General features: G+C 41.8%; 9 protein-coding genes, 1 rRNA gene and 1 riboswitch. Of the genes, 8 read left to right on the forward strand and 2 right to left on the reverse strand.

What is annotated here, in order from left to right; genetic code table 11:
* Positions 1–10: 10 nt before the first annotated feature.
* The 3 genes from AACU98_RS05325 to oxyR all read left to right on the forward strand — a co-directional run bounded on the left by AACU98_RS05325 (position 11) and on the right by oxyR (position 3849).
* On the forward strand, positions 11–1222 hold the full coding sequence (locus AACU98_RS05325) for an argininosuccinate synthase (RefSeq protein WP_004246387.1): 1212 nt from the start codon (positions 11–13) through the stop codon (positions 1220–1222).
* 92 nt (positions 1223–1314) lie between these two features.
* A complete protein-coding gene (argH, locus tag AACU98_RS05330) occupies positions 1315–2697 on the forward strand; it encodes an argininosuccinate lyase (RefSeq protein WP_004246386.1) in 1383 nt (460 codons plus the stop codon).
* A 234-nt stretch (positions 2698–2931) separates the two neighbouring features.
* Complete coding sequence (gene oxyR / locus AACU98_RS05335; protein WP_004249700.1) at positions 2932–3849, forward strand: DNA-binding transcriptional regulator OxyR; 918 nt, start codon at positions 2932–2934, stop codon at positions 3847–3849.
* Here oxyR and sthA read toward each other — a convergent pair.
* Positions 3841–5238, reverse strand: coding sequence for a Si-specific NAD(P)(+) transhydrogenase (gene sthA, locus AACU98_RS05340; protein ID WP_004246384.1), 1398 nt, complete (start codon positions 5236–5238; stop codon positions 3841–3843). The genes oxyR and sthA overlap by 9 nt on opposite strands.
* 200 nt (positions 5239–5438) lie before the next feature.
* Between sthA and fabR the strand changes: the two genes are divergently transcribed.
* Together fabR and AACU98_RS05350 are read left to right on the forward strand one after the other, a co-directional pair.
* Positions 5439–6119, forward strand: a complete 681-nt coding sequence (gene fabR, locus AACU98_RS05345) for an HTH-type transcriptional repressor FabR (RefSeq protein ID WP_004246383.1) — start codon at positions 5439–5441, stop codon at positions 6117–6119.
* Entirely contained in the window at positions 6119–6520 is a 402-nt protein-coding gene (locus tag AACU98_RS05350) for a YijD family membrane protein (RefSeq protein ID WP_004249699.1), read from the forward strand. Before fabR ends, AACU98_RS05350 begins: the two co-directional genes overlap by 1 nt.
* Before the next feature lie 121 nt (positions 6521–6641).
* Here AACU98_RS05350 and trmA read toward each other — a convergent pair whose 3' ends face one another.
* On the reverse strand, positions 6642–7739 hold the full coding sequence (trmA, locus tag AACU98_RS05355; protein WP_004249698.1) for a tRNA (uridine(54)-C5)-methyltransferase TrmA: 1098 nt from the start codon (positions 7737–7739) through the stop codon (positions 6642–6644).
* Between the two features lie 113 nt (positions 7740–7852).
* Positions 7853–8055: riboswitch (cobalamin riboswitch) on the forward strand.
* Between the two features lie 69 nt (positions 8056–8124).
* Here trmA and btuB point away from each other — a divergent pair.
* The 3 genes from btuB (at position 8125) to AACU98_RS05370 (ending at position 12729) form a co-directional block, all read left to right on the forward strand.
* Positions 8125–9978 carry a TonB-dependent vitamin B12 receptor BtuB gene (btuB, locus tag AACU98_RS05360; protein WP_060555806.1) on the forward strand — a complete coding sequence of 618 codons (1854 nt, stop codon included), beginning with the start codon at positions 8125–8127 and terminating at the stop codon, positions 9976–9978.
* Complete coding sequence (murI, locus tag AACU98_RS05365) at positions 9923–10789, forward strand: glutamate racemase (protein WP_004246377.1); 867 nt, start codon at positions 9923–9925, stop codon at positions 10787–10789. Before btuB ends, murI begins: the two co-directional genes overlap by 56 nt.
* 397 nt (positions 10790–11186) lie before the next feature.
* Positions 11187–12729, forward strand: a 16S ribosomal RNA gene (locus AACU98_RS05370).
* The last annotated feature ends 5 nt before the right edge of the window (positions 12730–12734 follow it).

A 12734-nucleotide genomic window follows, 5' to 3' on the forward strand; every position in this document is an offset into this window, starting at 1 on the left:
GGTTATCACTATGACGAAAGGTATTAAAAAAATTGTACTGGCATATTCAGGTGGTCTAGACACATCGGCTATCATCCCTTGGTTAAAAGAGCATTATGACAATTGCGAGGTGGTTGCGTTTGTTGCTGATGTGGGACAAAGTCGTGAAGATCTGGAAGGCGTAGAGCAAAAAGCATTGGCGTCAGGGGCCAGTGAATGCTATGTGGTTGATTTACGAGAAGAGTTTATTAAAGACTATGTGTATCCAGTATTAAAAACAGGGGCATTATATGAAGGGAGCTATTTGTTAGGCACTTCAATGGCACGTCCTGTGATTGCGAAAGCACAAGTTGAATTGGCATTAAAACTCGGGGCTGATGCCTTGGCGCATGGCGCAACAGGTAAAGGTAATGACCAAGTTCGTTTTGAAAGTACTTATACCGCACTGGCACCGCAACTTAAAGTGGTTGCACCTTGGAGAGAGTGGGACTTGCGCTCCCGTGAAGCCCTACTGGATTATCTAAAAGTTCGTCATATTCCAACCACGGCGACACTTGAGAAAATTTATAGTCGTGATGAAAACGCATGGCATATCTCAACAGAAGGCGGAGTGTTAGAAAGTCCATGGAATGCTTCTAATGAAGATTGCTGGGCATGGACGGTAGATCCGAAAAAAGCCCCTGATACACCTGAACAGGTTTCTGTAACGGTAAAAGCAGGTGAAGTGGTTGCTATCAATGGCAAAGCTCAATCCCCTTATGAGTGTTTAGCTACATTAAATACGCTAGGCGTAAAACACGGTATTGGTCGTATTGATATTGTGGAAAATCGTCTGGTCGGTATGAAATCTCGCGGTTGCTATGAAACCCCGGGAGGCACCATTATGATGGCGGCACTGCGTGGTGTTGAGCAACTGGTTTTGGATAGAGATGCTTTTAAATGGCGTCAACAGTTGGGTTTAGAGATGTCTTATGTTGTTTATGACGGTCGTTGGTTTACGCCAATTCGGGCTTCATTACAAGCTGCCGCTGACTCGCTGGCAACAGAGGTAAATGGCGAAGTGGTGTTAGAGCTTTATAAAGGCCATGTAAATGCTATTCAGAAAAAATCTGACAACAGCCTCTACTCGGAAGAGTTCGCCACCTTTGGTGAAGATGAAGTTTATGATCACAGCCATGCAGAAGGGTTTATCCGCCTATACTCTTTGCCATCACGTATTCGGGCATTAAGTAAAAAGAAATAAGGTGAGACCAATAAGAGTGATGTGACAAAAGGCATCACTCTCTACATTTTTATCAAGCATGACTTTTAACAAAGACAAAATAGGATGTGATTATGGCACTTTGGGGTGGACGTTTTAGTCAGCAAGCTGATCAACGGTTTAAACAATTCAATGATTCACTGCGGTTTGACTATCGACTCGCACAACAAGATATCTTTGGTTCAGTAGCTTGGTCTAAAGCGTTAGTCACAGTAGGTGTCTTATCGCAGGATGAACAAGCTCAACTTGAACAGGCACTTTATGAGCTGTCTGAGGAAGTAACAGCTAATCCCCATTCTATTTTACAAAGTGATGCGGAAGATATTCATAGTTGGGTAGAGAGCAAACTGATTGCCAAAGTGGGTGATTTAGGTAAGAAGTTGCACACTGGACGTAGCCGTAATGATCAGGTCGCGACAGATTTAAAATTGTGGTGTAAAGAAGAAGTCGCCCACTTACGTCAGGCTATTATTGAATTACAAAAGGCGTTAGTGGTAACCGCTGAGCAAAATCAACATGCTGTGATGCCCGGTTATACTCATTTACAACGTGCTCAACCCGTCACTTTTGCGCATTGGTGTTTAGCTTATAAAGAGATGTTAGCAAGAGATGAGAGCCGTTTAGCGGATGCATTAACGCGTTTAGATGTAAGTCCACTGGGTAGTGGCGCTTTGGCGGGTACCGCTTATGATATTGATCGTGAACAATTAGCTCAATGGTTGGGTTTTGCCAGTGCAACAAACAATAGTTTAGATAGCGTATCAGATAGAGATCATGTGTTAGAGCTATTATCTGCGGCCGCTATTGGTATGGTGCATCTTTCTCGTTTTGCTGAAGATTTGATTTTCTTTAATAGTGGGGAAGCAGGTTTTATTGAGCTTTCAGATAAAGTCACTTCTGGCTCTTCATTAATGCCACAGAAGAAAAATCCTGATGCATTAGAACTTATTCGTGGTAAGTGCGGGCGTGTACAAGGGGCATTAACCGCAATGATGATGACTCTAAAAGGGTTGCCTCTTGCTTATAATAAAGATATGCAAGAAGACAAAGAAGGGCTGTTTGATGCCGTTGATACTTGGTCTGATTGTTTGCATATGGCAACATTAGTGCTTGATGGGTTGCAGGTTCGCCGTCCTCGTTGTGAAGAGGCTGCAAAACAAGGTTATGCCAATGCGACAGAGCTTGCTGATTATTTAGTCGCAAAAGGGGTGCCATTTCGCCAAGCTCACCATATTGTCGGTGAAGTTGTTGTTAGTGCAATTGAGCAAGGTAAAGCGCTTGAAGAGTTGGCGCTATCTGAATTACAGAAGTTTAGTAGCAAAATTACCGTTGAAGTTTACGAGATCCTTTCATTGCAATCTTGTTTAGATAAACGATTAGCAAAAGGTGGAGTATCTCAACAGCAGGTTTCTTATGCCATTACTGAGGCCAAAAAACAGCTTAATATGGATGAGTAGTTTTATCCCATTGTATAACTGATAGATTATTCAAAAAAAGCAGGGTGGCTCATGAACTGCCCTGCTTTTTTATGGACGCTTACCGATAATAATAGTTTAATCAATTGATATATCACCATTTATTGATAAAAGATGAAAAAATCACGTTACAATAACGCACGATTGATAGAAAAATTTATCAGTTGTTATATTATCTATAGCTATTAACTATCAGTAATAAGTATGGGATCTGCAATGAATATCCGTGATTTGGAATATCTGGTGGCTCTAGCTGAGCATAAACATTTTCGCCGTGCGGCAGATTCTTGCCATGTGAGCCAGCCAACATTAAGTGGCCAAATTCGTAAACTTGAGGACGAATTAGGCGTTATGTTACTTGAAAGAACCAGTCGCAAAGTACTGTTTACCCAGCAGGGATTATTGCTAGTAGAGCAAGCGAAAACGGTATTACGTGAAGTGAAAGTGCTACAAGAAATGGCATCACTACAAGGTGAGAGTATGGCAGGGCCGTTACATATTGGGCTTATTCCTACTGTTGGACCTTATTTATTACCGCATATTATTCCCGAATTACATAGAAACTACCCTAAGTTAGAGATGTATCTTCACGAAGCACAAACCAATAGCTTATTAGCTCAGTTAGATAGCGGTAAACTCGACTGTGCTATTTTAGCCATGGTAAAAGAGAGTGCCCCTTTTATAGAAGTGCCTTTGTTTGAAGAGCCGATGAAATTAGCTATTTATGATGAGCATCCATGGCATGATCGCAAATCAGTGCCGATGGGGGACTTAGCAGGCCAACGTTTATTAATGTTAGAAGATGGGCATTGCTTACGTGATCAAGCTTTAGGTTTTTGTTTCCAAGCAGGGGCTAAAGAAGATACCCATTTTAGAGCAACTAGTTTAGAAACATTGCGTAATATGGTCGCTGCAGGAAGTGGTATTACACTTTTACCTGATTTAGCGGTACCTCAAGCACAAAAACGCGATGGCGTTTGCTATTTAGATTGTACTTCACCTAACCCATCACGTTCTATTATTTTGGCTTATCGCCCCGGATCGCCTTTGCGTAATCGTTATGAACAATTAGCAGAGACAATCCGTGATCATATGACCGCATTTTATGAGGCTAAGAAAGCAGCATCAAAATAAGCGATTTAAACCATTTAAAGCAGCAACGCGATAGGCTTCCGCCATGGTTGGATAGTTGAAGGTGGTATTAACGAAGTATTCGATAGTATTGCCTTCTCCTTTCTGCTCCATAATTGCTTGGCCGATATGAATTATTTCAGCAGCGCGCTCGCCAAAGCAGTGAATACCTAAAATTTGCTTGGTTTCACGGTGAAAAAGAATTTTTAAGCTACCGACATTCATACCCGCAATTTGGGCTCTAGCAAGATGCTTAAATTGTGAACGACCGACCTCATAGGGGATCTTCATTGCGGTGAGTTGCTGTTCCGTTTTACCCACAGAGCTGATTTCTGGAATGGTATAGATACCCGTTGGAATATCTTCAATTAAATGCGTTTCCGAGGTGCCTGTGGTAAGCGCAAGTGCCGCAATGCGCCCTTGATCATAAGCCGCAGAGGCTAAGCTTGGATAGCCAATCACATCACCTACTGCATAGATATGTTCACAACTGGTTTGATAATGCGCATTAACTGCCACTTGTCCACGGCTATCGGTTTTGATCCCAACATTTTCTAAACCAAGCGTATCGGTATTACCCGTTCTACCATTAGCATAAAGCAGACAATCGGCTTTGACTTTCTTACCGGATTTTAGATGAACAATAACGCCATCATCAACGCCTTCGATGGTGTCGTACTCTTCATTGTGTCGAATAACAATACCGTTATTCCAAAAATGGTAAGAGAGTGCATCTGACATTTCTTGATCAAGGAATGACAGTAGATGATCACGAGTATTAATTAAATCAACTTTTACTCTTAGACCTCTAAAAATAGAAGCGTATTCACAACCAATGACCCCAGCACCATAAATAATGACATGGCGAGGTTCATGCTCAAGGTCGAGTATGGTATCGCTGTTATAAATACGAGAGTGTGAGAAATCAACATCCGGTGGGCAATAAGGGCGAGAGCCTGTGGCAATAATAAAATTATCTGCACTGAGAATATCACAAGTACCATCAGGATAACGTACGCTAATTCTATGATCATCAATAAAAGCAGCTTCGCCTGAATACATCGTACAATGATTACGCTCGTAGAAGCCTTGACGCATTTTAGTCTGTTGACTGATTACCGTGCTGGCTTGGCGTAGTATTTGAGAAAAAGAGGAGTTGATCAGGCGAGATTGGTCGCTATAGAGCGGGTTTTGATTAAACTCGATAATACGACTGACCGCGTGGCGTAGAGCCTTTGAAGGGATAGTTCCCCAGTGAGTACAACCACCACCGACTTGATCATAACGTTCAATGACGGCGACGCGTTTTCCTTGTTTAACCAGCCCCATGGCCGCGCCTTCACCACCAGGACCTGAACCGATTACAATTGCATCGAAATGAGAATGTTGCATAGGAAGAGACCTGTTTTATACAAAACGACAACGACATATTAACATTAGAATGAATAATAGCCCAATTGACATTAGGGGCATTAGTCACACTTTATTTAGTTTTTTATCTGAATGTGTCGTTATGGATAACGGTACGTACTTATTTTCTGTAAAAATTTGATATATTGGTTATAAACCACATTTGGATTATCAGGATTGCTGTGAGTAATAATATTGGCATCAGAGCGAAACAAAAAGAAAAAACCCGCCGTTCTTTGATTGAAGCAGCTTTTAGCCAACTCAGTGCAGAACGTAGTTTTACTAGCCTAAGCTTACGAGAAGTGGCGCGAGAAGCGGGTATTGCACCTACCTCATTTTATCGTCATTTTAAAGATGTTGATGAGTTGGGGTTAACTATGGTCGATGAAAGTGGACTGATGCTACGTCAATTGATGCGACAAGCACGACAGCGTATTGCTAAAGGTGGAAGTGTGATCCGTACATCGGTTTCTACCTTTATGGAATTTATTGGTAATAATCCGAATGCTTTTCGATTATTGTTACGTGAACGCTCTGGCACATCTGCTGAATTTCGTGCCGCTGTCGCACGAGAGATCCAACATTTTATTGCAGAACTGGCAGACTATCTTGAGCAAGAAAGTAATATGCCACGTTATTTTACTGAAATGCAGGCTGAAGCGATGGTGACTATCGTATTTAGTGCAGGGGCAGAAGCATTAGATATTGATATTGAAAAACGCCAACAATTAGAAGAAAGATTAGTAATACAACTACGGATGATTGCCAAAGGCGCTTACTATTGGTATCGACGTGATTTAGAAACACCTCTACAAAATAACCCCGAAATAAAGAAAAAAATGCATCAGAAAGGAGATAAATGATGGAACAAAATCGCTGTGAAAAAAGCACACTATTACTTTCCGTAGTTATCGGTGTTGCTTTACATGGTAGTTACTCAACTTTATTTAACCCACTTACTGGACCTTGGTCTATTTTTCCACTGATTAGTTTAGTTCTAGCTGTTTACTGCTTATACCAACGTTATTTAAATCAACCAATGACTGATGGTATGCCTAAGTTAATTTTCTCATTCTTTTTATTAGGGCTATTTGGTTACAATGCATATTTAAAAACCTCTAACCCTGAAATGGGCTCTAACTTCTTCTCTTCTGTATGTATTGTGATTATTGCTCTATGGATTTATCGTCAAATTAAACAGCGTAAACGTCTACGTGAACAGGAAGAAGACGCTGAGAAAGCATCGCAAGCAGAGCAATATTAATTGTTATCAGCTTTTGGTTGTAAACACAGCGAGATTTTGACACCAGTAAGTGCACTTACTGGTGTTTTGTTTTTATTGGGGTTTTGGTGGTAATTTCTGCTATAACTTCTAAAATTAAAAGTTATCTTTTCTCCAATAACACACCACATTCCATATGATGGGTGTAAGGGAATTGGTCAAAAAGTGCTAACTTGCTGATTTTGTGAGTTTTGATCAGCGTTTCTAAATTCTGGCACAGAGTCTGCGGATTACAAGAGATATATAAAATGCGCGAGTAATTCTTAACCAACTCAACAGTTTTCTCATCCAAACCACTGCGTGGTGGGTCAACAAAAATAGTTTCACATTGGTAATCTTGTAGATTAATCCCTTCTAAGCGTTTAAATTCCCTTACGCCATTCATTGCTTGAGTAAAATCTTCCGCTGACATACGAATAATTTTAACATTATCAATATGGTTCATCGCGATATTATATTGCGCTGCATGCACTGAGGGCTTCGCTATCTCAGTGGCTAGCACTCGCTTAAAATTACGCGCAAGGGCGAGAGAGAAATTGCCGTTACCGCAATAAAGCTCTAACAGATCACCGGTTGAGTTTTCAGTGACTGATAGTGCCCATTCCAACATCTTAATATTGACCTGTGCATTAGGTTGGGTAAAGCTATTTTCCACTTGACGGTAGATCATCTGTTGACCCGCAACAGGTAATACTTCATCGACAAAATCATTATCGAGCATAATTTTAGTTTTATATGCTCGGCCAATTAATTGCACATCAAACCCCTGAGCAATCAATGTTTGGCGTAATGCTGTCGCTTCTTGTTGCCAAGTCTCATCAATTTTTTTGTGATATAACAACGATACAATGATTTTATTGCTTAAGGTTGAAAGATAATCAATTTGAAATAATTTATGGCGCAGTGTTGGTTTATCTTTTATTTCTGCCAATAAAGCTACCATCATCTGATTAATCAGTTGGCTCGCCACTGGAAATTGGTCAACGCGGATACGCTGCTTAGTCTCTTGATCAAACATAATATGATACAGAGCGTCCTGCTCATGCCAGATGCGAAATTCTGCACGCATACGATAATGTTGTTCTGGTGATGAAAAAACTTCCACATTAGGCGCATTAAAAGGTGCCATCATCTTTTGTAGGCGTTCGGTCTTTTCATTCAGTTGAGACTGGTATGTTTGCGTTGGTAATGAATTTTGCATGGTATCTCGCCTTGTTTTTGGCAGTAATAAAGTTAAGCGAGCGAAATTGTAGAGATCCTCATGAAGATGTCCAGTATTCTTCATGTTCAATTTCTGGACTCAGTGAAGTTGGCATCGTAGCATAGCGATTCGGTCTCCGATATGGAGTGAAAAGGGAATCTGGTGCAAAGCCAGAACTGACGCGCAGCGGTAATAGGATCAAGGATAATAAAAGACACTGCAATGCACCAAAATCAGTGCTGTGGGAAGTCATTATCTTAAATGCTCAGAGTATTTAACCTAGAGTCCGAAGACCTGCCGAACATTTGTCGCATGTAAAATTAAGTACGCGTTTTATTTAATTTTGGCGGCATCCTGCTACTTATTTCTGTTGGATGCAGATTTCATGAATAATAAAAAAGTATTTTTTCTTTCAAGTGTTGCTTTAAGTGTTATGACGAGCAGTTTCAACCTATTTGCACAGGCTGATAATACATTGAGTGTGACTGCTAATCGTTTTCAACAACCTACCTCCTCTATTTTAGCGCCAGTGACTATTGTTGATCGTGAACAGATCGATCGCTGGCAGAGCAATAGTGTGCTTGATGTATTGCGTAGAATGCCAGGGATTGATGTAGCACAAAGTGGTGGTATAGGGCAGATGAGTTCAGTCTTTGTGCGAGGAACTGACTCAAGACATGTATTAATATTAATTGATGGTGTACGTACTAACCAAGCAGGGATTTCTGGCTCTTACGATATGAGTCAACTGCCTCTTTCTTTAGTACAACGTATTGAATATATAAGAGGCCCTCGTTCGGCTGTTTATGGCTCCGATGCGATTGGTGGGGTCATTAATTTTATAACGAAACGCCAAAATGATGGTTTAACGTTAAATGCAGGAATAGGAAGCCATGGATATCAAAATTACAATGGTTCAATACAACAAAAGGTAGGTGAGAGAACCACATTATCTGCGGCAGGTGGATATACTTATACTAAGGGAATACATGCAACGGATGATTCTGTCCCTGTTGCCGCTCCTTTTCATGACAGACATGGATTTATGAATAAATCCTATTGGTTTGGTATCGACCATATTTTTAATGATAACTTTCAAGGCTACATGAAAGGGTATGGTTATGATAATCGTACTACTTATGTTGCATCTTATCCCGGTAATACAGATCAAAGTAAAACTTATAATCGTAATTATGAAGCGGGTATTAAGTTCAGTGGTGATTCCTATTTTAGTCAATTAATTACGGTGTATAGCCAAACTAAAGACTATAACTACATTTCAACAAATGGCCGTGATGGTAAGGGCTCTTCTGTAGATAATTCTAAACAATATAATGTCCAATGGGGGAACACCTTTTTAATTCCAAGTGGCATGATCAGCGCTGGAATGGATTGGCAAAGACAAACGATTGAAGCGAATTCAGCATCAGTACCTCATCAAAGAACAATTGATAATACTGGGCTATATCTCACATCTCAAAAACAACTTAGTTCAGTTATCGTTGAAGGCGCTATTCGTTCTGATCACCACGATGAATTTAACTGGCATACTACATGGCAAACCAGTGCAAGTTGGGAGTTCGTCGATAACTATCGAGTAATTGCTTCTTATGGTACGGCATTTAAGGCTCCTACATTAGGGCAACTTTATGCGGATAATCCTGCATGGAACACAAAAGGTAATCCCAATTTAAAACCAGAGAAAAGTAAGCAGTGGGAAGTGGGCGTTGAAGGGTTAACTCAAGGGATTGATTGGCGTTTATCTCTATATCAAAATGATATTGATAATCTGATTGCTTTTAGAGATAACACTTATATTAATTACAATAAAGCTAAAATAAAAGGTGCTGAATGGGTTGGTGAGATGGATACTGGATCATTACATCATCAATTAACATTGCAGTACCTTGATGCTAGAGATAGTGATAATAATCTATTAAGCAGAAGAGCAAAGCAACAGATTAAGTATCAAGTAGATTGGAATATCGCAGATATAGATATTGGAATTAATTATCAATATATAGGAAAGCGCTATGATACAGACTTTAACCAATATCCTACGAAAAGAATAAAACTAGGTGGGGTAAGTCTTTGGGATTTAACTGCGTCATATCCTATTACATCTCATCTCTCAATTCGTGGTAGAATAGCCAACCTGTTTGATAAAGATTATGAGACAGCTTATGGCTATCGCACGCCAGGACGTGAATATTTCCTCACCGGAAGCTACAACTTCTGATGCACAATCTACCGCTAATCCCACTGTCTTAGTTTTTGACTCTGGGGTTGGCGGTTTATCTATTTATCGAGAGATCCGTGAAAAACTGCCGGATGCTCACTATATCTATGTTTTCGATAATGAAGCATTTCCTTATGGTGAGAAACCACAAGAGTTTATTATTGAGCGTGTCGTTCGTATCGTCAGTGCTGTCGCGCAACAGCATGAGTTAGCAGCGATTGTGATCGCTTGTAATACCGCAAGTACAGTAAGTCTGCCTGCTTTACGTGCTAAATTTACTGATATCCCCATTGTTGGTGTTGTTCCTGCGATTAAACCTGCAGCAAAACTTACCTGTAATGGTGTGGTCGGTCTATTAGCCACAAGAGCAACGGTTAAGCGACCTTATACTCATGAACTTATCGAACGCTTTGCGACAGAGTGTAAAGTGCATCTATTAGGTTCAGCAGAGCTGGTGGAGTTGGCTGAAAAAAAACTGCATGGCGAAAAGGTGTCATGCGATGAGCTACGTAGAATTTTAGCCCCTTGGCTTAAAATGAAAGAGCCACCAGATACGGTAGTATTAGGGTGTACCCATTTTCCTCTATTAGAAGAAGAGTTACTTTCTGTTTTGCCTGATGGTACTCGAATTATTGATTCTGGTGGTGCAATTGCAAGAAGAACTGCGTGGTTAGTTGTAAATCAAGATAAAATCAGAGGTTCAAAAGAAATTAGTTTTGCTTACTGTCTTAAAGAAGATGAGTATAGTGAATTATTAAAACCGGTTTTAGCCGATTTTGGCTTTAAAACGCTCAGAAAATTGGCGCTTTAAGTTAAATTTGTTGGAAAATTAAACGGTCGGTAAAAAAATCAAAAAAAAGTGTTGCCAGCTTCACAAAACTCCCTATAATGCGCCCTCGTTGTCACGGCACAGGGCGCTAAGCGAACCGGCTGAGAGAACAAAATAAAAAGTGAAAAGCCTGATAAATTAGCGCTTGACACTGAATGAGGAAGATGTAGAATGCACCTCCTCGCAACAACGCAGAAGACCGGAAACGGCAGCGATAGTTGCACTGCTCTTTAACAAATTATCAGACAATCTGTGTGGGCACTCGCAGAGACGATATCTTCTAAAAAATTAGATGTATCAAGTCTTGAAGAGTGACTAACAAGTTAATTCATATAATGAATAAGCTAAGTTTTCGATTTCTTTGAGCATCAAACACTTTTAATTGAAGAGTTTGATCATGGCTCAGATTGAACGCTGGCGGCAGGCCTAACACATGCAAGTCGAGCGGTAACAGGAGAAAGCTTGCTTTCTTGCTGACGAGCGGCGGACGGGTGAGTAATGTATGGGGATCTGCCCGATAGAGGGGGATAACTACTGGAAACGGTGGCTAATACCGCATAATGTCTACGGACCAAAGCAGGGGCTCTTCGGACCTTGCACTATCGGATGAACCCATATGGGATTAGCTAGTAGGTGGGGTAAAGGCTCACCTAGGCGACGATCTCTAGCTGGTCTGAGAGGATGATCAGCCACACTGGGACTGAGACACGGCCCAGACTCCTACGGGAGGCAGCAGTGGGGAATATTGCACAATGGGCGCAAGCCTGATGCAGCCATGCCGCGTGTATGAAGAAGGCCTTAGGGTTGTAAAGTACTTTCAGCGGGGAGGAAGGTGATAAGGTTAATACCCTTATCAATTGACGTTACCCGCAGAAGAAGCACCGGCTAACTCCGTGCCAGCAGCCGCGGTAATACGGAGGGTGCAAGCGTTAATCGGAATTACTGGGCGTAAAGCGCACGCAGGCGGTCAATTAAGTCAGATGTGAAAGCCCCGAGCTTAACTTGGGAATTGCATCTGAAACTGGTTGGCTAGAGTCTTGTAGAGGGGGGTAGAATTCCATGTGTAGCGGTGAAATGCGTAGAGATGTGGAGGAATACCGGTGGCGAAGGCGGCCCCCTGGACAAAGACTGACGCTCAGGTGCGAAAGCGTGGGGAGCAAACAGGATTAGATACCCTGGTAGTCCACGCTGTAAACGATGTCGATTTAGAGGTTGTGGTCTTGAACCGTGGCTTCTGGAGCTAACGCGTTAAATCGACCGCCTGGGGAGTACGGCCGCAAGGTTAAAACTCAAATGAATTGACGGGGGCCCGCACAAGCGGTGGAGCATGTGGTTTAATTCGATGCAACGCGAAGAACCTTACCTACTCTTGACATCCAGCGAATCCTTTAGAGATAGAGGAGTGCCTTCGGGAACGCTGAGACAGGTGCTGCATGGCTGTCGTCAGCTCGTGTTGTGAAATGTTGGGTTAAGTCCCGCAACGAGCGCAACCCTTATCCTTTGTTGCCAGCACGTAATGGTGGGAACTCAAAGGAGACTGCCGGTGATAAACCGGAGGAAGGTGGGGATGACGTCAAGTCATCATGGCCCTTACGAGTAGGGCTACACACGTGCTACAATGGCAGATACAAAGAGAAGCGACCTCGCGAGAGCAAGCGGAACTCATAAAGTCTGTCGTAGTCCGGATTGGAGTCTGCAACTCGACTCCATGAAGTCGGAATCGCTAGTAATCGTAGATCAGAATGCTACGGTGAATACGTTCCCGGGCCTTGTACACACCGCCCGTCACACCATGGGAGTGGGTTGCAAAAGAAGTAGGTAGCTTAACCTTCGGGAGGGCGCTTACCACTTTGTGATTCATGACTGGGGTGAAGTCGTAACAAGGTAACCGTAGGGGAACCTGCGGTTGGATCACCTCCTTACCTAA

The sequence above is a fragment of the Proteus sp. G4380 genome (assembly GCF_963885725.1).
In the GTDB taxonomy this organism is placed as follows: domain Bacteria; phylum Pseudomonadota; class Gammaproteobacteria; order Enterobacterales; family Enterobacteriaceae; genus Proteus; species Proteus mirabilis.

What these genes read in the sequence shown, in the direction of transcription:
- AACU98_RS05325 (WP_004246387.1), top strand. Translation starts at nt 11, where the DNA reads ATGACGAAAGGTATTAAAAAAATTGTACTGGCATATTCAGGTGGTCTA.
- argH (WP_004246386.1), top strand. Translation starts at nt 1,315, where the DNA reads ATGGCACTTTGGGGTGGACGTTTTAGTCAGCAAGCTGATCAACGGTTT.
- oxyR (WP_004249700.1), top strand. Translation starts at nt 2,932, where the DNA reads ATGAATATCCGTGATTTGGAATATCTGGTGGCTCTAGCTGAGCATAAA.
- sthA (WP_004246384.1), bottom strand. Translation starts at nt 5,238, where the DNA reads ATGCAACATTCTCATTTCGATGCAATTGTAATCGGTTCAGGTCCTGGT.
- AACU98_RS05350 (WP_004249699.1), top strand. Translation starts at nt 6,119, where the DNA reads ATGGAACAAAATCGCTGTGAAAAAAGCACACTATTACTTTCCGTAGTT.
- trmA (WP_004249698.1), bottom strand. Translation starts at nt 7,739, where the DNA reads ATGCAAAATTCATTACCAACGCAAACATACCAGTCTCAACTGAATGAA.
- btuB (WP_060555806.1), top strand. Translation starts at nt 8,125, where the DNA reads ATGAATAATAAAAAAGTATTTTTTCTTTCAAGTGTTGCTTTAAGTGTT.
- murI (WP_004246377.1), top strand. Translation starts at nt 9,923, where the DNA reads ATGGCTATCGCACGCCAGGACGTGAATATTTCCTCACCGGAAGCTACA.